The organism is Pluralibacter sp., assembly GCF_019237635.1.
GTDB lineage: Bacteria > Pseudomonadota > Gammaproteobacteria > Enterobacterales > Enterobacteriaceae > Enterobacter_B.
Window position 1 is genome coordinate 1 of sequence record NZ_JAFAGS010000155.1, and the last position, 23,331, is coordinate 23,331.

Below are 23,331 nucleotides of genomic sequence, written 5' to 3' on the forward strand. Positions count from 1 at the left end.
AGCGAGTTTAAGGGCTTCCTGGCGGAATTCAGGCGAGTGCTGCTTGCGGGGCTTGTTGCTGGTTGTGGCTGATTTGGTCATGAGTCACCTCTGGTTGAGAGTTTACTCACTTAGTCCCGTGTCCACTATTCACGGGTAGGATCATACTCCCCTCGAATAAAGGCATTACCACAATAGCAGTGTGATAATCAACGAAGGACTGATCACATCTTCAACGATTAGCGTGATGGTACTATGCACTTTAGCCGTTGCTTTGGGATTTTTTACTCAACATGGGTGTTCATATGAAAGTTTTAAAAAACTCTAACCTTTCAGACGAATTTGAAGGATGGGACGATTCAATCACCGAAATGATGATCAATGTGAAAGCCCAAAAAACACACTTTGGGATCATGCTGGTGTTTGGATTCTCAATCGATGATTTCAGAAATCTTGTGTCCCATTCTGGACTATACCGCACTCTGCAATTCGCTGAATCATTCCCTATAGGTGATGGCTTAGATCCCAAATCAAATAAAGCAATCCTGAAATTCGAAGAATCCATGTTTGAAGGAATGAATGGTTACTAGCATGAAGAGTTTGCCAGCTACTGTGAATCAATGGAAAAGCTGACCTCTCAGCCTTTCGAACTCATAAAAGAACATGCCCGGAACGCAGTATCAACGGCACTGGTCACCATTACACCAATGATAAGCGCCGCATCGCAATACTGCGTGACAACCTATTCCGTCGAAAAACAAATGTGGATCGTATCTTCTCTGGCGGTAAATGGTTCAAAACCTGCCAACAAACTTCATTAAGGATGATTCTATGGCGACTGGTTATTTTCTGCGTATTGGCGACAAAACAACATGCGGAGGGAGTATTCTTTCAGGCTCCCCAAATCACAGTTTCGGAGGGATTGCGACTGCGAGGAATGGTGATTCTGTATCCTGTGGAAAAGATAGCAAAATCTATCACATTGCTGGTGGAATACCCACTTACTCGATTCACGGCGTAGCGGCAGCTGGTACTTTGTATAGTCGTAGTACATGCCCATGTAATGCAAGTTTCATTTCGTCATTCCCAAATGCTTCCTATTGGGACGAAGAAAAGAAAGCAGTCAGGGCTGCTCCTGTTACTACACCGTCGGTAGCTGCTGTCCCCACGAATGCACCAGCAAGGGTTGCAGAGCCAGAACAACATGCACAGGCGGCGAAAAAGAAAAATAACTTTGCTGAGACTTGTGGCTCAGAAGATTATGCACTCTCAAACGGCGTTTATCTCTGGACTGAATCCACAGGTGCAGGGCATGTTTTCGTTTCGGTGCATGATAGCAATGACGTTTATCTATACACTTATGGTCGCTACGGTAGGACAGATCAGAGTACCCTCACCGGAGATGGGATTTTAGATTTCTTTCAAGGTGAAGATGCTCGCAAATACTATCGATACGAGCTATACGAGATGGGCGCTCGTGTATTCCGCATAGCTGATGCCAGCCAGTCGAAGACAAGGCAGTACTTTGAAAACTTGTGGAACAACGGCACTCCGCCAGTTCAAACCTCAAACATGCAGGACGGTACTAAGCAAAGAGGTCATACGATCGACAAGTATGATGTGACAGGAAGCAACTGTACCACTCATTCTGTTGAAGGGATTAAGTTTGCAGGCTCGAAAATTTTTGATTCTGGTTACAGGTCTATCACTACTCAACTACCTATCGAATCCGAAGAAGATTTCACCGTTCCCGTATCACTTCAAAGGTATCTTATAACAAAAGGTTCTCAATTCTCACCCATAACTGTTGCTGAAATGACGTGTATTTTTAAGAACATCTATCCGAACATCGAGAATAAAAGTCCTCAACCTATGGGCGGAAGTGCAAAAATTCAGCAAGTAGGTGCTGACTCTGCCGCTGTTACAGGCTCAACATCTCCATACTCAGGCGGTACAGTAGGTGGCTCATTAGGAAGTACATACGATGATCAATAAGAAGTTCTGGATCAGGTGGGTGAGTATCGCGCTGATCTGCATAGCGTATTACGTTATCGTGCTGTATTTCGATCTTGTCTTCGCCCTTAACTTCTCAGAGACAATGAGCCAGGGCGGGGAGTTTACGCCTTCTCAATGCACCTGGTTTGTTAAAGAACTATCGCAAAATCACTCTGATTCAGCGTTAGCCTCTATTGTTGGTTTCGCTGTCTGCGTACCTCTGATCCTGCTCATCTTCAAGAAAGTGAGATGACCGCCAAAGGCTGGAGACTTCCAGCCTTTTCCCCTTCCCACGAATTTAGTCAACAGAAGCCATAAAACTCGTGGTGATACACACGGACGAAACAACCCTATCGGCACAGAGGTTGAAACCTGCCAGAGAATGGAAAACGGTGTGCATAAAAGATGGGATTCAAAGTGCTGCTAAAGCTGTCACACAAAATGATGAGCGCTACTCACGCCAACAATTCAACACCTTGATAAATAATGATTTTTTATTTAGCTTGCGCGCCTTCCCAGGCGTCTAATATACTTTTTAAAACAACGAGTTAAGATGAATAGCAACCTAACTCACTGATCTGTAGCTATTTCATGGTACACAGACTGACAAACAATGTGTCACACACAATGATTCGTGGGCGCACATACTACACGAATTTTAGACTAAATGATTCAACAAGTTTTGTGCGTCTGCGTCCTGGTGCTGACAGCCAAAGGCTGGAAAAATCCAGCCTTTGTTCTTCAAAGTATACCGTCGGCATCACAGCGCCAGGAAAGATTACTGCCCGGCACGCCATGGATAGTGGGTGAAGATTTGCCGGACGGCATCGTTGAGTTTCTGCGGATCGAGCGATTGTTCGTCGGATGGAATGGTTTCGCTGGCGGTTCCCCGCCATACCAGCCGTTTTTTCTGGCTGTCCACAATGTCCACGGTTAGCGTCCCTTCTTCTGTCGTCCAGACGTTTTGATCATATCCGCCCCAACCGCCATACTAGACTGGCCCCATAGATAACCAGACACTTCGCCTCTCTTAAAATAAGAGGTAGTCTTAGACCTATGTTTAACACCAGTCAGAATAATAAGATGGTTGAAGTGTTATCAGGACCTGAGCGGCGTCGGCGCCGTACACCGCAGGAAAAAATAGCCATTATTCAGCAGACAATGGAACCCGGCATGACCGTGTCTCATGTCGCGCGCCTGCATGGTATCAATGCCAACCAGATCTTCAAATGGCGCAGGCAGTATGAAGACGGTTCGCTAACCGCTGTAGCTTCAGGTGAGGAAGTCGTGCCGGCATCTGAACTTGCTGCCGCCAATAAGCAAATCCGCGAACTGCAGCGCCTTCTGGGCAAAAAGACGATGGAAGCTGAAATACTTAAAGAGGCTGTGGAGTTCGGCCGGGCAAAAAAATGGATAGCGCATGCGCCCTTGTTGCCCGGGGACGACGAATAGCCGACGTCAGCCGAAGCATGGGTGTGTCGCGTGCGCAACTGAGCATCAGGGTTCATCGGCTGTCTGACTGGCAGGATCGCAGACGACAACCCCGCTTTGACGATGCCGCGGTGTTGTCCCGGATAAATACGGCTGTGGCCGACCTGCCCACATACGGTTATCGCCGGGTATGGGCGCTGTTGCGACGGGAGTCTGAGCAGGACGGACAACCTGTTGTTAACGCAAAACGGGTGTACCGCATTATGAGCACCCACCATCTGCTCCTTGAGCGTAAGTCTGCTGATAATCACAGGAAGCGAGCTCATAGAGGACGCGTGGCGGTAGCAGAGAGCAACCGGCGCTGGTGTTCAGACGGTTTTGAGTTCCGCTGCGATAATGGTGAAAAGTTGCGGGTGACCTTCGCACAGGACTGCTGTGACCGGGAGATCATCGACTGGGCAGCGGGCACAGGCGGCTATGACAAAGAAACCGTGCAGGATGTGATGTTGGGTGCGGTGGAAAAGCGCTTCGGACAGCATCTGCCGTCAGAGCCGCTGGAATGGCTGACGGATAACGGTTCAGCTTACAGGGCACATGAAACGCGGGCGTTCGCACGGATGCTGGGGCTTGAACCGTGCACGACAAGAGTACGCAGCCCGGAAAGTAACGGCATTGCAGAAAGCTTCGTGAAGACGATAAAGCGGGATTACATCAGTATCATGCCCAAACCGGACAGCCGGACGGCGCTGATAAATCTGGCAGTGGCGTTCAGCCATTACAATGAACATCATCCGCACAGTGCGCTGGGATACCGCTCACCACGGGAATATATACGCAGAAAGTTATCGCAACCATAAGAGAGAAAAAGTGTCTGGATATAAAGGGTCAAATCCACATACCCTCCCCAGCCAATCATCGCAGGGCCACCTTCCACATGCGTCTGCTCAACTTTTTGGGTACTCACATATACCAGCAAATCAGCAGGTTTCTGCTGCCGGTAACCGCGGTTGTTTAACTGCTGAGAAATGTCATTTCGCAGGGTTTGTTCAGTCAGCGTCAGGTAACTTTGCGACGATTTTTCCGCAAAGGCGTAGGTTCGGTACTGCGTGCTGTTGGCGGCTTTGTCATAGTCACTGTGAATGACAGGCTGGCTGGCGCAGCCGGCAAGCACTAAAGCTGCACCAAGAGTGGTAAGAGCGGGCATCAGGCGCATAAAGTTTCCTTATTAAAACAAAGCATTCGGTGAGGGGCTTCGCTTTACGAGGCTCCATTGTCAATGATAGACAAAGCGGCGCACTGTGCGGGGCATTCTGGATATTTTTGTACTTTGGGCTGTCAATAGCAGAAGAAACGGCCTAAAGAGTCAAGGAGTGACCCTTGCACTCCTGACTCTGACTATCAGGGAATTTATTCAAATGGTTTCACATCACCCACGCCTTCGCGCATCACAACCGGAGAATCATCGGTCAGATCGATAACCGTTGTCGGTTGTTGACCCAGGTATCCACCGTGGATAATCAGATCGACCACTTTCTCCAGTCGGTCTTTGATCTCTTCCGGGTCGGACTCAGTAAAATCGCTGCCGGGCAGCATCAGGGAAGTCGACAGCATCGGTTCGCCGATGGCCTCCAGCAGCGCCTGCGCGATCGGGTTGGAAGGCACGCGCATGCCGATGGTTTTACGCTTCTCCTGCAACAGACGACGCGGCACCTCTTTCGTCCCTTTGAGGATGAAGGTGTAGTTACCCGGCGTATTGTTTTTGATCAGGCGAAACGCCACGTTGTCGACATACGCATAGGTCGACAGCTCGGAAAGATCGCGGCACATCAGGGTAAAGTTGTGACCATCCGGCAGGTGACGGATGCGGCAAATCCGCTCCATGGCGCCTTTATCTTCAATTTTGCAGCCCAACGCATAACCGGAATCGGTCGGGTAGACGATAATGCCGCCCTTGCGCACAATCTCCACCGCCTGGTTAATCAGGCGCGGCTGTGGGTTTTCCGGATGAATATAAAAAAACTGACTCATACTTCCCTCTCGTTCGTCTTCTGGGGCTGCTCCCAGCTTTGCCACACGCCTTCCGCGCCGGCAGGGAGCCACAGCTTACGGCCCAGTTCTATCCACGGACACGGCAGATGAAAATCCGAACCTTGTGACGCCAGCAAACCATACTGGCGCGCGTAAGCGGCGAGTTGTGCGCGTTCGTGGGGTGCCTGCTGGCACTGTGCGACTTCCATCGCATCGCCACCACATTCGCTGAAAAAAGCCAGCAGTCGCTTCAGCCACTTGGCGGAAAGGTTATAGCGACCCGGATGGGCCAGTACCGCCTTGCCGCCAGAATGATGAATCACATCAATAGCTTGATCTATTGTACACCACTGTGGCGGAACATATCCGGTTTTCCCGCGCGCCAGATAGCGTTTGAACACGTCGGCCATGGTGCTGGCTTTACCGGATCCCACCAGAAAGCGGGCGAAATGCCCGCGCGTCACGGCCCCGCCGTCCGCCAGACGCAGCGCCCCTTCCCAGGCGCCGGGGATATTCGCTTTCTCCAGCCGCTCGGCAATCAGTTTCGCCCGCTGCTGGCGCCGTTCGGTTTGCTGCAGCAAAAACGCGGTCAGCGCCGGATGCTCAATATCAATATTCAGGCCAACGATATGGATCTCATGATTTTCCCACACGGTGGAAATTTCTGTGCCGCTAATCAGCGTTAACGGCAGTCCGGCCCGGGCTATCTCAGCGCGCGCAGCCGGAATGGCCGCAACAGTGTCATGGTCGGTGATAGCCAGCGTGCCGACGCGCATTGCCAACGCGCGATGCACCAGTTCTTCTGGCGTCAGGCAACCGTCGGAGGCGGTGGTGTGGCTGTGTAAATCGTAAATCACAGCGTAAGAGGTCTCGCTCAAAATCGCTCCCGTTACAGGTGAAGGTCTGTTGCAGCGCACATCATAACGTCAGCGGAGGATTTTCTGAAATCAGGGGTTGACTTTGCCCCACCGAACTAGTTAACTAGTACGCAAGTTCACACAACGAGGTTTCTGTTATGAAAATGTCTCTCAATACACTGCATGGCGGCTGGCGCACTTCCTGATAACGGGCAGTGTTTCGCGTCTGCATAAGACAAACAGATACCTTGCCCGCCATTGCGCGGGCTTTTTTTTGAACCACGAATTGAATTGAACAGACCAGGCGAGAACGACAATGCAAAGACAAAAACCTACGCTCGAGCTCCTGACCCGTGACGCCATTTATCGCGAAAACCCGACGGCGCTGTTTCACCAACTGTGCGGCGCGCGTCCGGCGACGCTGCTGCTGGAGTCCGCCGACATCGACAGCAAGGACGATGTTAAGAGCCTGCTGCTGGTCGACAGCGCGCTGCGTATTACGGCATTAGGTGACACTGTCACTATTCAGGCGCTTTCTGATAATGGTCTGACGCTGCTGACATTGCTGGACAGCGCGCTGCCTGCGGGCGTGGAAAACCAGCAGCAGCCCCACGGTCGCGTACTGCGCTTCCCGGCGGTGAGCAACCTGCTCGATGAAGACGCCCGCCTGTGCTCGCTCTCCGTATTCGACGCGTTTCGCCTCCTTCAGGCGCTGGTCACTGTGCCGGTCGCAGAACGCGAAGCGATGTTCTTTGGCGGCCTTTTCGCCTACGACCTGGTAGCCGGTTTTGAAGACCTGCCTACGCTCAAAAGCGATACCACCTGCCCGGACTACTGCTTCTACCTGGCGGAAACCCTGCTGGTCATCGACCACCAGAGCAAAACCACCCGCATTCAGGCGAGCCTCTTTACCCCATCGGAAAGCGAAAAACAGCGCCTGACCCAGCGTATCGCCCAGCTCGGCCAGCAACTGAATGAACCCCCACAGCCGCTGCCGGTGACGCGTATCGACACCATGCGCTGCGAATGCAACCAGAGCGACGACGAGTACGGCGCCGTGGTGCGCAAAATGCAGCGCGCGATCCGCGCTGGCGAAATTTTCCAGGTAGTGCCATCCCGCCGCTTCTCGCTGCCCTGCCCGTCGCCGCTGGCGGCCTATGACGTACTGAAGAAAAGCAACCCCAGCCCGTACATGTTCTTTATGCAGGATAACGATTTCACCCTGTTCGGCGCCTCGCCGGAAAGCTCGCTGAAGTACGACGCCAACAGTCGTCAGATTGAAATCTACCCGATTGCCGGTACCCGCCCGCGCGGGCGCCGCGCCGACGGAACGCTTGACCGGGATCTCGACAGCCGCATTGAGCTTGAGATGCGCACCGACCATAAAGAGCTGTCGGAGCACCTGATGCTGGTAGACCTGGCCCGTAACGATCTGGCGCGCATCTGCACGCCGGGCAGTCGCTATGTCGCCGATCTCACCAAAGTGGATCGCTACTCCTTCGTGATGCACCTGGTCTCCCGCGTGGTCGGCGAACTGCGTCGCGACCTCGACGTACTGCACGCATACCGCGCCTGCATGAACATGGGCACGCTGAGCGGCGCGCCGAAAGTACGCGCCATGCAGCTTATCGCCGCAGCGGAAGGCAAGCGTCGCGGCAGCTACGGCGGCGCGGTCGGTTACTTTACCGCCCACGGCGACCTCGACACCTGCATCGTTATCCGCTCGGCGTTTGTGGAAAACGGCATCGCCACCGTCCAGGCGGGCGCGGGCGTGGTGCTCGATTCGGTACCGCAGTCGGAAGCGGATGAAACACGTAACAAAGCTCGCGCGGTGCTGCGCGCTATCGCTCAGGCCCACCACGCACAGGAGATTTTCTGATGGCTGATATTCTGCTGCTCGATAATATCGACTCGTTCACCTACAACCTGGCAGATCAGCTGCGCGCCAACGGTCACGACGTAGTGATTTACCGTAACCACGTTCCGGCTCAGACCTTAATCGACCGCCTGGCCACCATGAAAAACCCGGTGCTGATGCTCTCCCCTGGCCCCGGCGCGCCGTCGGAGGCGGGCTGCATGCCGGAGCTACTGACCCGCCTGCGCGGCAAGCTGCCGATTATCGGCATCTGTCTTGGCCACCAGGCGATTGTGGAAGCCTATGGCGGCTATGTCGGCCAGGCGGGCGAAATTCTGCACGGTAAAGCCTCCAGCATTGAGCACGACGGTCAGGCGATGTTCGCCGGGCTGCCGAATCCGTTACCGGTGGCGCGCTACCATTCGCTGGTCGGCAGCAACATCCCCGCCGGGCTGACCGTCAACGCGCACTTCAACGGGATGGTGATGGCGGTACGCCATGACGCCGATCGCGTCTGCGGCGTGCAGTTCCACCCGGAGTCGATCCTGACCAGCCACGGCGCGCGCCTGCTCGAACAAACGCTGGAATGGGCGCTGAAAAAGCTCGAACCCGCCAACACGCTGCAGCCGATCCTCGAAAAACTGTATCAGGCGCAGACCCTGAGCCAGCAGGAGAGCCACCAGCTGTTTTCCGCCGTGGTGCGCGGCGAAGTGAAGCCCGAGCAACTGGCCGCCGCGCTGGTGAGCATGAAAATTCGCGGTGAAGACCCGCAGGAGATAGCTGGCGCCGCCACCGCGCTGCTGGAAAACGCCGCGCCGTTCCCCCGCCCGGACTACCCGTTTGCCGATATCGTCGGTACCGGCGGCGACGGCAGCAACAGCATCAATATTTCCACCGCCAGCGCCTTTGTGGCGGCCGCCTGCGGCCTGAAAGTGGCGAAGCACGGCAACCGCAGCGTCTCCAGCAAATCCGGTTCTTCCGACCTGCTGGCGGCTTTTGGCATCAACCTGGATATGAAGGCCGAGAAATCGCGTGAAGCGCTTGACGAGCTGGGCGTCTGCTTCCTGTTTGCGCCGAAGTACCACACCGGTTTTCGTCACGCCATGCCGGTGCGCCAGCAGCTGAAAACCCGCACCCTGTTCAACGTGCTGGGGCCGCTTATCAACCCGGCGCACCCGCCGCTGGCGCTGATTGGCGTCTACAGCCCGGAACTGGTGCTGCCGATCGCCGAAACGCTGCGCGTGCTGGGCTACCAGCGTGCCGCCGTGGTGCACAGCGGCGGGATGGATGAAGTTTCTCTGCATGCGCCCACCGTGGTGGCAGAGCTTCACAACGGCGAGATCAAGAGCTATCAGCTGATCGCCGACGACTTCGGCCTGACGCCGTACCGCCAGGAGCAGCTGGCAGGCGGTACACCGGAAGAAAACCGTGACATTCTTACGCGCTTACTACAAGGTAAAGGTGAAGCCGCGCACGAGGCCGCCGTCGCGGTCAACGTGGCGATGCTGATGCGCCTGCACGGACATGAAGACCTGAAAACAAACGTTCAACACGTACTGGATGTGCTGCACAGCGGCGCGGCCTATGACCGGGTAACCGCCTTAGCGGCAAGAGGATAAAGAATGCAGACCGTTTTAGCGAAGATTGTCGCCGACAAAAAAATCTGGGTCGACGCCCGCAAGCAACAGCAGCCATTAGCCCGCTTTCAGAATGAAATCGTGCCGAGCACCCGCCATTTTTACGATGCGCTGCAGGGCGCGCGCACCGTCTTCATTCTCGAATGCAAGAAGGCCTCGCCGTCCAAAGGCGTGATCCGCGAGGACTTCGACCCGGCGCGTATTGCCGGAGTCTACAAGCACTACGCCTCCGCCATTTCCGTGCTGACCGACGAGAAGTATTTCCAGGGCAGCTTCGATTTTCTGCCCATCGTCAGCCGCATCGCGCCGCAGCCGATCCTGTGTAAGGACTTTATTATCGATCCTTACCAGATTTACCTGGCGCGCTACTACCAGGCCGATGCCTGTCTGCTGATGCTCTCGGTGCTGGATGATGAACAGTATCGCCAGTTGGCCGCCGTCGCCCATAGCCTGAGCATGGGCGTGCTGACGGAGGTGAGCAATGAAGAAGAGCTGGAGCGCGCCATCGCCCTCGGTGCGAAAGTGGTGGGGATCAACAACCGCGACCTGCGCGATTTGTCTATCGACCTCAACCGCACCCGCCAGCTGGCGCCGCGCCTTGGCGCTGGGGTTACTGTCATCAGCGAGTCCGGTATCAATACCTACCGCGAAGTGCGCGAGCTGAGCCATTTTGCTAACGGCTTTCTGATTGGCTCCGCGCTGATGGCGCATGACGATCTGAACGCCGCCGTACGTCGCGTGCTGCTGGGAGAAAACAAGGTGTGCGGGCTGACCCGCGCGCAGGACGCCCAGACGGCCTATGAGGCTGGCGCTATCTACGGCGGTCTGATTTTTGTGCCCTCCTCACCGCGCGCGGTCAGTGAAGCCCAGGCCCGCGAGGTAATGAGCGCCGCCCCGCTGAGCTACGTCGGCGTCTTTCGCAACGCCCCGGCATCGGAGATAGCCGCGACGGTCGACACTCTCGGGCTATGCGCGGTGCAACTGCACGGCAGTGAAGACCAGGCCAGCATCGATGCGCTTCGCGCCCTGCTGCCCGCCAGCGTGCAAATCTGGAAAGCGCTGAGCGTCGGTGAAACGCTGCCGGCCCGCAATCTCAACCACGTCGATAAATACGTGCTGGATAATGGCCAGGGCGGCACCGGCCAGCGTTTCGACTGGTCCCTGCTTAATGGCCAGGCGCTGAGCGATGTTTTACTGGCTGGCGGCCTTGGCCCCGATAACTGTGTAGAAGCCGCAAAAAGCGGCTGTGCCGGGCTCGATTTCAATTCAGGTGTAGAGTCGCAACCGGGAATCAAAGATGCCAGCAAGCTGGCCTCGGTATTTCAGACGCTGCGCGCATATTAAGGAGCAATGATGAGTACGTTATTAAATCCCTATTTTGGTGAGTTTGGCGGCCAATACGTGCCGCAGATCCTGATACCCGCCCTGCGCCAGCTTGAAGAAGCCTTCGTCAGCGCGCAAAAGGACCCGGCGTTTCAGGCTCAGTTTACCGACCTGCTGAAAAACTACGCGGGTCGCCCGACGGCGCTGACCAAATGTCAGAACCTGACCACCGGCACTCGCACCACGCTGTACCTCAAGCGTGAAGACCTGCTGCACGGCGGCGCCCACAAAACCAACCAGGTGCTCGGTCAGGCGCTGCTGGCAAAACGCATGGGCAAAACGGAGATCATCGCCGAAACGGGCGCCGGTCAACACGGCGTCGCCTCAGCGCTGGCCAGCGCCCTGCTCGGCCTGAAATGCCGCATTTATATGGGGGCGAAAGACGTTGAGCGTCAGTCGCCTAACGTGTTCCGTATGCGTCTGATGGGCGCGGAAGTGATCCCGGTACACAGCGGTTCCGCCACGCTGAAAGATGCCTGCAACGAGGCGCTGCGCGACTGGTCCGGCAGTTATGAAACCGCGCACTATATGCTGGGCACCGCAGCAGGCCCGCACCCGTTCCCGACAATCGTGCGTGAGTTCCAGCGGATGATCGGCGAAGAGACCAAAGCGCAGATCCTCGAAAAAGAGGGCCGTCTGCCGGATGCCGTGATCGCCTGCGTTGGCGGCGGTTCAAACGCCATCGGCATGTTTGCGGATTTCATCGATGAGGCGTCCGTTGGGCTTATCGGCGTCGAGCCTGCCGGTCACGGCATTGAGACCGGCGAGCACGGCGCGCCGCTGAAACATGGCCGCGTGGGGATCTATTTCGGTATGAAGTCGCCGATGATGCAGACGGATGAAGGCCAGATAGAAGAGTCTTACTCCATTTCCGCCGGGCTCGATTTCCCGTCCGTCGGGCCACAGCATGCGTACCTGAACAGTATCGGCCGCGCCGATTACGTCTCCATTACCGATGACGAAGCGCTGGATGCCTTTAAAGCCCTGAGCCGTCATGAAGGGATTATCCCGGCGCTGGAATCTTCCCACGCGCTCGCCCATGCCCTGAAAATGATGCGCGACGCCCCGGAAAAAGAGCAACTGCTGGTGGTTAACCTGTCCGGGCGCGGCGATAAAGACATCTTCACCGTACACGATATTCTGAAAGCGCGAGGGGAAATTTGATGGAACGCTATGACAACCTGTTTGCACAACTGAACGCTCGCCGGGAAGGCGCGTTTGTCCCCTTCGTGACGCTGGGCGACCCGACGCCGGAACAGTCGCTGAAAATCATTGATACCTTGATTGACGCGGGTGCGGACGCACTGGAGCTGGGCATTCCCTTCTCCGACCCGCTGGCGGATGGCCCAACCATTCAGAACGCGACGCTGCGCGCCTTTGCCGCTGGCGTCACGCCGACCCAGTGCTTCGAACTGCTGGCGGCGATTCGCCAGAAGCACCCGACCATTCCCATTGGCCTGCTGATGTACGCGAATCTGGTGTTTAACCGCGGCATCGACGAGTTCTACGCCACCTGCGCCCGCGCAGGCGTCGACTCCGTGCTGGTGGCCGACGTGCCGGTGGAAGAGTCCGCACCGTTCCGTCAGGCGGCGATGCGCCATAACGTGGCGCCGATCTTTATCTGCCCACCGAACGCCGATGACGAACTGCTGCGTCAGATTGCGTCGTATGGCCTCGGATACACCTATCTGCTCTCCCGCGCAGGCGTCACCGGTGCGGAGAACCGCGCCGCCCTGCCGCTGCACCATCTGATCGATAAGCTTACCGAATACCATGCCGCGCCGCCGCTGCAGGGCTTTGGCATTTCCTCGCCCGATCAGGTCGCGGCCGCCATCGGCGCAGGCGCCGCGGGGGCAATTTCCGGCTCCGCTATCGTCAAAATTATCGAGAAGAATGTCGATAATTATCCGGCGATGCTGGCCGAGCTAAAGGCCTTCGTCCAGGCGATGAAAGCGGCGACCCGTCACGCGTAACCTCCCGCTACCGTCTGGCGCTATCGCCAGACGGTGCTTCCGGGACACGAAAACTACCGTTTTCAAATGTTGGCGAGGTGTAATACCCACGCGCTCAAGTAAATGCCGATACCAAATGAGGCATGAGCAATCAGACTACGACGACGAGCCACGTTTGGGTGAGGTGTGCGGGAAGCGGCAATGCCAAAACCGAATCCTGGCTGCATGACAAAAAAGGGAGCAACCACACTGACAATCCCCAGGATAAATGCCGGGATAAAGGTAGGTTGCATGAGCCAGTCGGTGCCTACAATAGATATCAGTACCCCGCTAAAAATGACGCCCGTCACATAGTGGGCAACCCAACCAATACCCACCTCACCCTTGACAGCAGGGGCGCATAATATCGTGTTGTGCTTAAATTTGCCCTGCCACATGTGACCCATCCAGCGGCCCACGAACCTGTAATCAAGTGAAGGAATGCTGAAAAAGTGTCTTTGTAACACGGCCCAGAGATCCATAAACAGCGTTGCCCCAATGCCGATAACCACTGTTTGTAAGGTACTATCCATTGTCACATCCTTTTAATCGTATCATCGGAATGCCAGGCGCTACTCAAATCGCTCAGTTGACGCTGGTTCCAGTCACCTGAATTTGATAATATATCATTCAATTAATTCATTGAATGATGGGGTAATGATTTACTTATGTCAACAGACCAAATTCGCAGTAGAAATACAGTCTTTCTTGAACTGGCTGAGGTTACTCGCACGCTGGGCAATGCGCACCGTCTTATCCTTTTAGAACATATTTCCCAAGGGGAGCGCTCTGTTGACCGCCTGGCGGAACTGGCTGGATTGTCGATTGCAAATGCCTCACAGCATCTTCAACAGCTAAAACGCGCGGGCTTTGTTCAGTCGCGGCGGGAAGGGAAAAATGTGCTGTACAACATTGGTAGCGGACCTGTCCAAAATTTACTGCAAGCAATCCGGCAGTATGTTGAGTTTCGTCATGATGAGATCAGTAGTTTTGTCTCTGAGGCCTTCATTCAGCGGGCTCAATTCAAATCGGTGTCACGCAATGAATTACTTAACAGACTCAGTGACGGTGACGTCACCCTGCTCGATGTTCGCCCTCACGAGGAGTATCGGTCTGGTCATCTTCCTGGTGCAATAAACATCCCTGTGACTGAGATAGAAGGAAGACTCGCCGAGCTTCCCAGGAAACGGGAAATCGTAGCTTATTGTCGGGGTCCCTACTGCATTCTTTCTCTGGATGCCATGACGTTGTTAAGTGAAAAAGGGTATACAGTGCGTTGTCTGGAAGACGGTTTTCCAGAGTGGAAAGCTGCAGGGCTCGAAGTGCAGACTGATTAATGAACAGGCCATACTCAATCCCTCATGATCATCACCGTCAACGATGCTACATACATCGCTGGCCCAGGACAGGCAATCCGCCGCTGTTCGTATCGTGACCCTACATCTCGAATGATTCGTCAAACCGCAGGGTCAGACGGACGCTCCCAAATGCGCAACGCTGACATCTTTTGCAACAATTGACGTTACAAGTTTCTTACAAATCCGGTGCATTTCCTGATGCTGTTGATAAATCACCGGCATAAATCCTTTATTTGCCAATTTTTTTAATGGCTACTTTCAGCTTATTGCAACAGGCGATAATGAGTGAAGTGTCAGGAAAGAAAAATATGCTGCGGTGTATTTTTTAACGATTACACAACTATAATACCGGCGCAGTCGCGCCGGTACGTATGACGGATTAATTAAGCTCGCTGTCAGGCCAGTATTTATATCCGTTGACCATCGCCTGTGCCGCCAGGCCCTTTTCGGTAATTTCGTAGACGCTGACTTTTGACGGCAGCGACTCGGTATCTTTTGCCACGCCGCTTGCCGAAGCGCTCACCGGCGCAACACCCTTATCGTCATATTTCGCTGCGGCGTTAGCATCCGCGCCGACGACATAGCCTTTAGTGACGAAGTCGTTTAATGCGCTGCGATCATGGAATACCAGCACAGTGCTCAACTGTTTCACGCCCATACCCACACCCGCTCCCGCCTGCGCCATTTTCATATAGGTGTCTCTGCCGGTGCGTCGGTCTTTAACCACGCCGTAACCGCTGCCAAAACCAAAGAAGAAAATTTTACTGCTGTTATTCGAAAATACCGCATAACCTGCCGAATGCTGGACATCGCTGCGCGCTTGCGGATTGAGCGCATATAATTTACTTAATGTACTGCTGCGCATTTGTTGAATACTGGAACGCTTCTGACGTGCCGTGTCACCTTGAGCGCTACACCCGGAGATAATTAACGCGGAAATAAGAAAAAGGGATTTTAACTTCATTATGACGATCTACATTCTTTACTGGATGGAAAGGTGTCATTTTAATTTTCAGTAAAGAATAAGAAAGCAAGTACCGCGGGTGAAATGTAAGAAATCCATTTTTAAACTAAATTGTTTAAAAAAACGACTGACCGCCGGGCGGCCAGTCTTGCTGGCTCAGAAGCGGTAGCCTGCGGAGAACATAAAGACCCACGGATCAAGACGGGTGCTGACCGACTGGTTTACGCCGTTGGCTTTAAACTTGACGTCAGTATCAATATCGATGTACCAGACCGAGGCGTTGATGAGCCAGTCCTGGTTCAGCATATAGTCGACGCCAACCTGGCCCGCCACTCCCCAGGAGTCTTTCAGGCTCAGATCGGACAGGCCCGCGTCTTTGCCCGTATCGTTAAAGCTGTTGTTAAAGAAGGTGGTGTAGTTGATCCCCACCCCAACATACGGACGCAGCTTGGTCTTCGCATCAAAGAAATACCACTGCGCCATCAGCGTTGGCGGCAGTTGATGCACCGTCGCGATCGTGCCGGTAGGACCCGTACCGACCTTATGGCGGAACGGCGTTGCCGCCAGCAGTTCAATACCGATGTTATCCGTTGCCATATAGGTAAACGTCAGCCCCAGTTGGGTATTGTTGCTGACCTGGAAGCTGCCCAGGCTGCCGAGCACGTTATCAGAACCTTCCGTTGGGCGTACCGTCGCGGTACCCGCCCGAATAAAAAACTCGCCCGCGTCATGGGCCCATGCGCCACCAGAGAGACTGCTTAAAACCAGTGCTGCCACTGCTAATTTTTTCATTTCCACTCCTTCGTTATGGTTTTAAAAGCGCGGTGACTATACCCACAAATGAGTAAAAACGATCCAACACAGATCACACACAATCCTTAGATTTAACATTTATTGATCTTGATTAATTTTTACGGTCCACTTTCGTTAAGCAGACTCGTATCCACATCAATTTTCAGATTTTTCAGTGTTACAGAAATAGTGCGGCCCAATTTTCGCGGGACAAATCAGCCCTCTTCCGGCCAGTCATCTGCCATGTCCGGCGAAGACGGTCTGGTGAATGACGCGCGCGGGCGCGCTACGGATTACCACCTCTTTACAAAGATATGCTTTTCCATACCGGACATGATGCTGCAAGAACAGCGTCAACTGAGTTACAATTACCGGCTAGCTAACATCTGCAATACTCAAGGAGAGTGCATGTCTATCACGGCGAAGTCCGTTTACCGTGACACGGGTAATTTTTTTCGTAATCAGTTCGTTACCGTTCTGCTGATTGCGCTGTTGTGTGCGTTTATCACGGTGGTGCTTGGCCATGCCTTTTCACCGAGCGAAGAGCAGATGGCGGTCCTGCGCGATGGCGATAATCTCGCCGGCAGCGGCGGGCTGTTTGAACTGGTGCAAAACATGACGCCGGAACAGCAGCAGATCTTGCTGCGGGCCTCTGCGGCGTCCACCTTTTCCGGGCTTATCGGCAATGCCATTCTGGCAGGCGGTGTTCTGCTGATGATCCAGATGGTTTCTGCAGGTCAGCGCGTCAGTGCCCTGCGCGCGATCGGCGCCAGCGCGCCGGTGCTGCCGAAGCTGTTTCTGCTGATCTTCCTCACCACCTTTATGGTGCAGCTGGGCGTGATGCTGGTTGTCGTCCCTGGCGTCGTGTTGGCGATCCTGCTGTCTTTCGCCCCTGTCATGCTGGTGCAGGACAAACTGGGTATTTTCACCGCCATGCGCAGCAGCATGCGTCTGGCCTGGAGCAACATGCGTCTGGTGGCGCCTGCGGTCATCAGTTGGCTGCTGGCAAAAACCCTGCTGCTGATGTTTGCCTCAGGCTTCGCCGTGCTGACGCCGGAAGTTGGCGCCGTGGTGGTAAACTGCATCAGCAACCTTATTTCGGCGCTGTTGCTGATCTATTTATTCCGCCTGTATATGCTTATTCGTAGCTAATCTTTCCAGGCCCGGCGCTGCCTGGCCGTTACTGAATTACGGAACCGATGTATGAAGCAGTTTCTGGATTTTTTACCGCTGGTGGTCTTTTTCGCCTTCTATAAACTCTACGACATTTATGCCGCCACCACGGCGCTGATCGTCGCCACCGCAGTGGTGCTGATTTACAGCTGGGTGCGCTATCGCAAAGTCGAGAAGATGGCGCTGATCACCTTTGTGCTGGTTGCCGTTTTTGGCGGCCTGACCATTTTCTTCCACAACGACGAGTTTATTAAGTGGAAGGTCACCGTGATTTACGTCCTGTTCGCCAGCGCCCTGCTGGTCAGTCAGTGGGTGATGAAGAAGCCGCTGATTCAGCGCATGCTGGGTAAAGAGCTGACGCTGCCGCAGTTTGTCTGGTCGCGTCTGAACATTGCGTGGGCAGTGTTCTTTATTCTCTGCGGTCTGGCGAATATCTATATCGCGTTCTGGCTGCCGCAGAACATCTGGGTAAATTTCAAGGTCTTCGGATTAACCGCCCTGACGCTGGTCTTTACGCTGCTTAGCGGCATCTATATCTATCGCCATATGCCGCAGGACGACAAATAATGACCGTGAATAACGATGCGCCGCAGGGCGATCTAGTGCTGCGCACGCTGGCGATGCCAGCTGATACTAACGCCAACGGTGATATTTTTGGCGGCTGGCTGATGTCGCAGATGGATATCGGCGGCGCGATCATGGCCAAAGAGATTGCACATGGCCGTGTCGTCACCGTCCGCGTTGACGGTATGACCTTTCTGCGTCCGGTCGCTGTAGGCGATGTGGTCTGCTGCTATGCCCGCTGCGTCAAGCGCGGCAACACCTCCGTTACCATCAACATTGAGGTATGGGTGAAGAAGGTCTCATCCGAGCCTATCGGCCAACGCTATAAAGCCACCGAAGCGCTGTTTATCTATGTGGCGGTGGACAGCGAAGGCAAGCCCCGCGCCATTCCACAGGTCTGAATGCAAAAAGCCCGGTGAACATCACCGGGCTTTTTGTCCCTGCCGTTCGCCGTCAGATAAAACCCAGCAGCGAGAAGAAGAAGTAGCCAAGGACGATAATCGCCACCGGCAGCACGTACAGCGGGAAGATCTGCAATAAGATAGTGTGGTGCGGCACGACGATGCGCGCTTCAATCTGCTCCCGGCTTAACCCTTCCGCCCCTTTCGCTTTCTCAAGAATCATTTGATCCTCAACCCCTTCGCGCAAAAATTTCGCCTGACGGCTCATTCGCGCGCCGGACGCCTGCAGCGCCAACCCGACGAACACCAGCACATAGATAACCCAGAACAGAATGTTTGCGCTGTTGTGGAAATCGGGCAGCGGCGAGTTGTACCAGAAGATGTTCAGAAACGGCGTGTTAAAGCGCATCATCTCAATCATCACGTGGGCGAAATCGAGCATCACCGCATTGATCCCCGGCTGCTTTTCGCTGTGCTCATACATGAATTTGAAAATGGAAATCAGGGTGGACACTACGGCTGGAATAAAAATCACCCAGCCAGCAATGCGCTTCAGCACGGCGATGCGTCCAGCTTGTTGATACGTCATGGGTTCCCCTTGTTAAGACGCGCTCTGTTTGGCTGTAAGTCTACCTTTAGTTGACGGTTTTCGCCTGCGCTTTAAAAGCGATATGGTGTACGATTGTTGCAATGCTTATGTCTTACTACCCTACAGGAGTCGTTTTATGGCCGCCCAGCGCCAAATTCTTGCCGCTATTTTTGATATGGATGGTTTACTGATTGATTCCGAGCCCCTTTGGGATCGGGCTGAACTGGATGTCATCGCCGGGCTGGGAGTGGATATTTCCCGCCGTGACGAACTGCCGGACACGCTAGGATTACGCATCGATATGGTGGTGGATCTGTGGTTCGCTCTGCAACCATGGCAAGGTCCTGGTCGCGAAGAGGTGACGGCGACCATCATTAACCGCGCGATTGCGCTGGTCGAAGCGGAGCGCCCGCTGCTGCCGGGCGTTCGCGAGGCGGTAGCGCTGTGTAAAGCGCAGGGGCTGAAGGTTGGTCTCGCGTCGGCATCGCCGTTGCATATGCTGGAAAAAGTGCTGACGATGTTTGGTATCCGTGACCAGTTTGACGCCCTCGCCTCCGCTGAAAAACTGCCTTACAGCAAGCCACACCCGCAGGTGTATATTGATTGCGCCGATAAGCTCGGCATCAGCCCGCTGTCTTGTGTGGCGCTGGAAGACTCCGTCAACGGCATGGTCGCCAGTAAAGCCGCGCGTATGCGCTCTATCGTCGTGCCGGAGCATGAAAACGCGGACGACCGGCGTTTTGCGCTGGCCGACGTCAAGCTGAGCTCGCTGGAACAGCTCCGCGCAGTCCACCTGCTGGGGGAATAACCGCCGCGCCATCCGCCGCGCGACGCGGTTGATGGCAAGATGAACGGATTGTGACAAAGAGTTACACCGTCACCTCTTCCGCCTACTGTATAAAAACCCTATACTGTATGAATTGACAGTTTTGCGGGTACGATCATGACGGCGGAAGGCCACCTTCTTTTTTCCATCGCTTGCGCGGTTTTTGCTAAAAACGCAGAGTTGACGCCTGTGCTTGCGCAGGGTGACTGGTGGCATATTGTGCCCGCCGCCGTGCTGACCTGCCTGCTGCCGGATATCGATCACCCGAAATCGTTTCTCGGACAGCGGCTACGCTGGATAGCAAAACCCATCGCCCGGGCCTTCGGCCACCGCGGCTTCACCCACAGCCTGCTGGCGGTGTTTGGCGCCGTGACGCTGTTTTATCTCAAAGTGCCCGACAACTGGATTGTCCCTGCTGATGCTATCCAGGGTATGGTGCTGGGCTACCTCAGCCATATCCTTGCCGATATGCTGACCCCGGCAGGCGTTCCGCTGCTGTGGCCCTGCCGCTGGCGCTTTCGCGTACCGATTCTGGCACCGCGCAAAGGCAACCAACTGGAGCGCGTACTGTGTATGGCGCTGTTCGCCTGGGCTATCTGGATGCCGCAATCGCTGCCGGATAATAACGCCGTGCGCTGGTCGTCCAATATCATCAGCGCCCTGCAACTTCGCTTCGATCGTTTTATTAATCACCAGACAGGACAATAACCAGGCAAAACAATTCGCTTTGGAATAACCCATTCCATTTGGATATAAGCGCGACATCACACTTCTGCTACTCTTGCGCCATTACAGTGAGCCTTCCATAAAGGCCGAATAACAATATCAGGAGAACGGGGATGAACCTTCCATTAATAGCGAACATTATCGTGTTCGTGGTTTTGCTATTTGCTCTTGCGCAAACCCGCCACAAACAGTGGAGTCTGGCCAAAAAGGTACTGGTTGGTCTGGCGATGGGCGTGGTCTTTGGCCTTGCGCTACAGCTTATTTACGGCGCCGACAGCGTGGTGCTGAAAGATTCCGTACAGTGGTTTAATATCGTCGGCAACGGCTATGTTCAGTTGCTGCAGATGATCGTGATGCCGCTGGTTTTCGCCTCCATCCTGAGCGCTGTCGCCCGTCTGCATAACGCATCTCAGTTAGGAAAAATCAGTTTTCTGACCATCGGCACCCTGCTGTTCACCACCCTGATCGCCGCTCTGGTCGGCGTGCTGGTCACCAACCTGTTTGGCTTAACTGCCGAAGGTCTGGTGCAGGGCAGCGCGGAAACTGCGCGTCTGAACGCGATTCAGAGCAACTATGTCGGTAAAGTCGCTGACCTCAGCGTCCCGCAACTGCTGCTCTCCTTTATTCCGAAGAACCCGTTTGCCGATCTGACGGGCGCCAACCCGACTTCGATCATCAGCATCGTTATCTTTGCCGCCTTCCTCGGCGTCGCCGCGCTGAAGCTGCTGAAAGATGATGAGCCGAAAGGCCAGCGCGTACTGACCGCGATCGACACGCTGCAAAGCTGGGTGATGAAGCTGGTCCGTCTGGTGATGCAGCTGACGCCGTACGGCGTGCTGGCGCTGATGACCAAAGTGGTGGCTGGCTCCAACCTGCAGGACATCATTAAGCTCGGCGGCTTTGTGGTCGCGTCCTATCTGGGGCTGGCTATCATGTTCGTGGTTCACGGCCTGCTGCTCGGCGCAAACGGCGTTAACCCACTGAAATATTTCCGCAAAGTATGGCCGGTGCTGACTTTCGCCTTTACCAGCCGTTCCAGCGCAGCATCTATTCCGTTGAACGTAGAAACGCAGACCCGCCGCCTGGGCGTACCGGAATCCATCGCCAGCTTCTCGGCCTCCTTTGGCGCGACCATTGGTCAGAACGGCTGTGCAGGCCTGTATCCGGCGATGCTGGCCGTCATGGTGGCGCCGACTGTCGGCATTAACCCGCTTGATCCGCTGTGGGTAGCCACGCTGGTCGGTATCGTCACCGTCAGCTCTGCCGGTGTAGCCGGCGTCGGCGGCGGCGCAACCTTCGCGGCGCTGATCGTGCTGCCGGCGATGGGCCTGCCGGTGACCTTAGTGGCGCTGCTGATTTCCGTTGAGCCGCTGATCGATATGGGGCGTACCGCGCTGAACGTCAGCGGCTCCATGACCGCAGGCACCCTCACCAGCCAGTGGCTGCGCCAGACGGATAAAGCCGTTCTCGACAACGACGACGACGTCGAACTGGCTCACCGCTAAAAGCAAAAAACCGCCGAACGTTCGTAATACTTGTCAGTTAAGCTCTGCGGGTTATTCCGTTCACTGTATGACCTGCTGATTCTGTCACTTCACATCCTGTGAACGGGATAAGGGGGCCGCCACGGCCCCCTTATCGATCCCCGTGGCCCGTTCAGGCAAAGAAGAAGCCGAGGGTACCGCGAAGCGGCGGTTTTCTTTGCCGGGAGCCGGGATTGTTAAGGGCGCGGCGGCGAGCGCCCTTGACACGTTCACCGCAGAGAAATTGACAGGAAGCTTAGGAGGAAAAGTGAACGGAACGGTTCCCCCCTTTTTTCAAAGGGGGGTCTTTAAAGCAAAGTAATGGGCATTACGAACATTCGGCGGTTTTTTTTTCACTCTTCGATTTCCCCTTCCTGACGCATTTGCGATGCCCATCGCTGGGCGGATTCCGGTACGCTAAACGCCTGTGAACGGCGAAAGTGGGAACCCATCAACACAAATGCCACGTATTTTCCCCGCAGCAGCCAGACATCCCGAAAGCCATCGACTTTCGACGCATGGTCCGGCGGCGCAGGTTCAACGCGGGGAACATAGCTGATAACAGGACGGTTTTGATGGCGCAGCTGTTTCATGACAGAAAATTCACCAGAGAAATAACAAAGGCGGAAAATCACTATGATAGCCGATTGCGCCCCTGAACGCCGCACCCTGTGTGCTTTCTTTCTGGACAAAATAGTCAGGCGGCCGGGAGCGAAAGCTCCCCCGGCCGCCGGGGATTACACGTCGTGGTAGTTTCCCAGACGGTACCCGCGCTCTGCAATCGCATATTTCAGCGACGCCGATGTGAGGACGTCCAGTTCCGCCAGACGCGGATAACAGTAAGCGCTGCCCATGATGGTATTGTCGATAAACGCCGGATGGCACATCACTTCCAGCGACCGCTCCCCCTGAGCGGCCGATTTATCCAGCGTTTGCAGGAACAGGCTGTCGCTAATGGCCTCGCCGTAAAACTCGCTGGCGAAACCGTCGCTGCTACGAACGCCGCAGTCGTCAAGCTGATGCAACGCCACGAGGCTGCGATCGATACGCATCGCCAACCCTTTTGACTTCGCAAACCCGGCCACCAGCGGAAAAATTTGCGGGATCATATGCACGTGATGGTGGCTGTCGATATGGGTCGGTTCGCGGCCAAACAGGTCGACAAAGCGGTGATACTGGCAGTCCAGTTCGCGGGCGATTTCCTCCAGCGGCAGCGTATTTTCCTCCGCCATCTGCCAAATCCACTTGCCGAGCTTGCC

The 23,331-nt window shown here is 55.0% G+C and carries 26 protein-coding genes, 2 pseudogenes and 1 other annotated feature; of the genes and pseudogenes, 18 read left to right on the forward strand and 10 right to left on the reverse strand.

All coding sequences use genetic code 11. The annotated features are described in order from the left end of the window. Window positions 1-284 precede the first annotated feature (284 nt). Genes JO226_RS18170 through JO226_RS18185 form a run of 4 tightly spaced genes read left to right on the forward strand, consistent with a single transcriptional unit; the run spans window position 285 to window position 2,227 of the window. Window positions 285-569, forward strand: coding sequence for a hypothetical protein (locus JO226_RS18170; RefSeq protein WP_293640937.1), 285 nt, complete (start codon window positions 285-287; stop codon window positions 567-569). 30 nt (window positions 570-599) lie between these two features. Next, entirely contained in the window at window positions 600-800 is a 201-nt protein-coding gene (locus JO226_RS18175; RefSeq protein ID WP_293640939.1) for a hypothetical protein, read from the forward strand. 10 nt (window positions 801-810) lie between these two features. Beyond that, window positions 811-1,974, forward strand: a complete 1,164-nt coding sequence (locus JO226_RS18180) for a PAAR domain-containing protein (RefSeq protein ID WP_293640941.1) — start codon at window positions 811-813, stop codon at window positions 1,972-1,974. Then, the gene (locus JO226_RS18185; protein ID WP_293640943.1) at window positions 1,964-2,227 is read left to right on the forward strand and encodes a hypothetical protein; all 264 of its coding nucleotides are present in this window, start codon (window positions 1,964-1,966) and stop codon (window positions 2,225-2,227) included. The genes JO226_RS18180 and JO226_RS18185 overlap by 11 nt, the downstream gene beginning before the upstream one ends. Before the next feature lie 525 nt (window positions 2,228-2,752). Here the strand turns inward: JO226_RS18185 and JO226_RS18190 are convergent. Next, window positions 2,753-2,950 (reverse strand): annotated as a pseudogene (locus JO226_RS18190) (DUF4136 domain-containing protein); the annotation flags it as partial. Between the two features lie 107 nt (window positions 2,951-3,057). Between JO226_RS18190 and JO226_RS18195 the strand changes: the two are divergent. Next, a protein-coding gene (locus JO226_RS18195) for an IS3 family transposase (RefSeq protein ID WP_293640997.1) occupies window positions 3,058-4,262 on the forward strand; the annotation gives its coding sequence in 2 pieces (ribosomal slippage) (window positions 3,058-3,376 and window positions 3,376-4,262; 1,206 coding nt in all). Here the strand turns inward: JO226_RS18195 and JO226_RS18200 are convergent. The 3 genes from JO226_RS18200 to rnm form a co-directional block, all read right to left on the reverse strand. After that, window positions 4,193-4,618, reverse strand: a complete 426-nt coding sequence (locus JO226_RS18200; protein ID WP_293640945.1) for a DUF4136 domain-containing protein — start codon at window positions 4,616-4,618, stop codon at window positions 4,193-4,195. The two genes, JO226_RS18195 and JO226_RS18200, sit on opposite strands and share 70 nt — an antisense overlap. A gap of 194 nt (window positions 4,619-4,812) precedes the next feature. Beyond that, complete coding sequence (locus JO226_RS18205) at window positions 4,813-5,433, reverse strand: L-threonylcarbamoyladenylate synthase (RefSeq protein WP_293640947.1); 621 nt, start codon at window positions 5,431-5,433, stop codon at window positions 4,813-4,815. Further along, window positions 5,430-6,311 carry an RNase AM gene (rnm, locus tag JO226_RS18210; protein WP_293640949.1) on the reverse strand — a complete coding sequence of 294 codons (882 nt, stop codon included), beginning with the start codon at window positions 6,309-6,311 and terminating at the stop codon, window positions 5,430-5,432. The genes JO226_RS18205 and rnm overlap by 4 nt, the downstream gene beginning before the upstream one ends. Before the next feature lie 161 nt (window positions 6,312-6,472). Further along, window positions 6,473-6,566 (forward strand) — a sequence feature (Trp leader region). A 40-nt stretch (window positions 6,567-6,606) separates the two neighbouring features. Here rnm and JO226_RS18215 point away from each other — a divergent pair. Genes JO226_RS18215 through trpA form a run of 5 tightly spaced genes read left to right on the forward strand, consistent with a single transcriptional unit; the run spans window position 6,607 to window position 13,138 of the window. Then, the gene (locus tag JO226_RS18215) at window positions 6,607-8,169 is read left to right on the forward strand and encodes an anthranilate synthase component 1 (protein ID WP_293640951.1); all 1,563 of its coding nucleotides are present in this window, start codon (window positions 6,607-6,609) and stop codon (window positions 8,167-8,169) included. Continuing rightward, on the forward strand, window positions 8,169-9,764 hold the full coding sequence (gene trpD, locus JO226_RS18220) for a bifunctional anthranilate synthase glutamate amidotransferase component TrpG/anthranilate phosphoribosyltransferase TrpD (RefSeq protein ID WP_293640954.1): 1,596 nt from the start codon (window positions 8,169-8,171) through the stop codon (window positions 9,762-9,764). Before JO226_RS18215 ends, trpD begins: the two co-directional genes overlap by 1 nt. Before the next feature lie 3 nt (window positions 9,765-9,767). Then, entirely contained in the window at window positions 9,768-11,126 is a 1,359-nt protein-coding gene (gene trpCF / locus JO226_RS18225) for a bifunctional indole-3-glycerol-phosphate synthase TrpC/phosphoribosylanthranilate isomerase TrpF (protein WP_293640957.1), read from the forward strand. A 9-nt stretch (window positions 11,127-11,135) separates the two neighbouring features. Continuing rightward, a complete protein-coding gene (trpB, locus tag JO226_RS18230; protein WP_293640960.1) occupies window positions 11,136-12,329 on the forward strand; it encodes a tryptophan synthase subunit beta in 1,194 nt (397 codons plus the stop codon). After that, window positions 12,329-13,138, forward strand: coding sequence for a tryptophan synthase subunit alpha (trpA, locus tag JO226_RS18235; RefSeq protein ID WP_293640963.1), 810 nt, complete (start codon window positions 12,329-12,331; stop codon window positions 13,136-13,138). Before trpB ends, trpA begins: the two co-directional genes overlap by 1 nt. 62 nt (window positions 13,139-13,200) lie before the next feature. On the opposite strand, the gene JO226_RS18240 is transcribed toward trpA, so the two are convergent. Beyond that, window positions 13,201-13,689, reverse strand: coding sequence for a DUF2938 domain-containing protein (locus tag JO226_RS18240; RefSeq protein WP_293640966.1), 489 nt, complete (start codon window positions 13,687-13,689; stop codon window positions 13,201-13,203). A gap of 135 nt (window positions 13,690-13,824) precedes the next feature. Here JO226_RS18240 and JO226_RS18245 point away from each other — a divergent pair, with 135 nt between their 5' ends. Next, window positions 13,825-14,493, forward strand: a complete 669-nt coding sequence (locus JO226_RS18245) for a metalloregulator ArsR/SmtB family transcription factor (RefSeq protein ID WP_293640969.1) — start codon at window positions 13,825-13,827, stop codon at window positions 14,491-14,493. Window positions 14,494-14,893: 400 nt separating this feature from the next. Here JO226_RS18245 and JO226_RS18250 read toward each other — a convergent pair whose 3' ends face one another. Together JO226_RS18250 and ompW are read right to left on the reverse strand one after the other, a co-directional pair. Further along, complete coding sequence (locus tag JO226_RS18250) at window positions 14,894-15,478, reverse strand: YSC84-related protein (protein ID WP_293640971.1); 585 nt, start codon at window positions 15,476-15,478, stop codon at window positions 14,894-14,896. A gap of 156 nt (window positions 15,479-15,634) precedes the next feature. After that, complete coding sequence (gene ompW / locus JO226_RS18255; protein WP_293640973.1) at window positions 15,635-16,270, reverse strand: outer membrane protein OmpW; 636 nt, start codon at window positions 16,268-16,270, stop codon at window positions 15,635-15,637. A gap of 174 nt (window positions 16,271-16,444) precedes the next feature. Between ompW and JO226_RS18260 the strand changes: the two are divergent. The 4 genes and pseudogenes from JO226_RS18260 to yciA all read left to right on the forward strand — a co-directional run. After that, window positions 16,445-16,653, forward strand: a pseudogene (locus tag JO226_RS18260) (hypothetical protein); the annotation flags it as partial. Window positions 16,654-16,678: 25 nt separating this feature from the next. Continuing rightward, complete coding sequence (locus tag JO226_RS18265; RefSeq protein WP_293640975.1) at window positions 16,679-17,422, forward strand: YciC family protein; 744 nt, start codon at window positions 16,679-16,681, stop codon at window positions 17,420-17,422. A gap of 51 nt (window positions 17,423-17,473) precedes the next feature. Continuing rightward, the gene (locus tag JO226_RS18270) at window positions 17,474-18,010 is read left to right on the forward strand and encodes a septation protein A (protein ID WP_293640977.1); all 537 of its coding nucleotides are present in this window, start codon (window positions 17,474-17,476) and stop codon (window positions 18,008-18,010) included. Beyond that, on the forward strand, window positions 18,010-18,408 hold the full coding sequence (gene yciA / locus JO226_RS18275; RefSeq protein WP_293640980.1) for an acyl-CoA thioester hydrolase YciA: 399 nt from the start codon (window positions 18,010-18,012) through the stop codon (window positions 18,406-18,408). The genes JO226_RS18270 and yciA overlap by 1 nt, the downstream gene beginning before the upstream one ends. A 52-nt stretch (window positions 18,409-18,460) precedes the next feature. On the opposite strand, the gene JO226_RS18280 is transcribed toward yciA, so the two are convergent. After that, window positions 18,461-18,997, reverse strand: coding sequence for a YniB family protein (locus tag JO226_RS18280; protein ID WP_293640983.1), 537 nt, complete (start codon window positions 18,995-18,997; stop codon window positions 18,461-18,463). A gap of 136 nt (window positions 18,998-19,133) precedes the next feature. On the opposite strand from JO226_RS18280, the gene hxpB reads away from it, so the two are divergent. The 3 genes from hxpB (at window position 19,134) to JO226_RS18295 (ending at window position 22,054) form a co-directional block, all read left to right on the forward strand. After that, on the forward strand, window positions 19,134-19,805 hold the full coding sequence (gene hxpB, locus JO226_RS18285) for a hexitol phosphatase HxpB (RefSeq protein WP_293640986.1): 672 nt from the start codon (window positions 19,134-19,136) through the stop codon (window positions 19,803-19,805). A 135-nt stretch (window positions 19,806-19,940) separates the two neighbouring features. After that, the gene (locus JO226_RS18290) at window positions 19,941-20,531 is read left to right on the forward strand and encodes a metal-dependent hydrolase (protein ID WP_293640989.1); all 591 of its coding nucleotides are present in this window, start codon (window positions 19,941-19,943) and stop codon (window positions 20,529-20,531) included. Between the two features lie 131 nt (window positions 20,532-20,662). Then, window positions 20,663-22,054, forward strand: coding sequence for an L-cystine transporter (locus JO226_RS18295; RefSeq protein WP_293640991.1), 1,392 nt, complete (start codon window positions 20,663-20,665; stop codon window positions 22,052-22,054). 371 nt (window positions 22,055-22,425) lie between these two features. Here the strand turns inward: JO226_RS18295 and cedA are convergent, their stop codons facing one another. Together cedA and chbG are read right to left on the reverse strand one after the other, a co-directional pair. Further along, window positions 22,426-22,665 carry a cell division activator CedA gene (cedA, locus tag JO226_RS18300; protein WP_293640993.1) on the reverse strand — a complete coding sequence of 80 codons (240 nt, stop codon included), beginning with the start codon at window positions 22,663-22,665 and terminating at the stop codon, window positions 22,426-22,428. 144 nt (window positions 22,666-22,809) lie between these two features. Further along, window positions 22,810-23,331: chitin disaccharide deacetylase (gene chbG / locus JO226_RS18305; RefSeq protein WP_293640995.1), on the reverse strand; the 522-nt coding region annotated here is incomplete at its 5' end.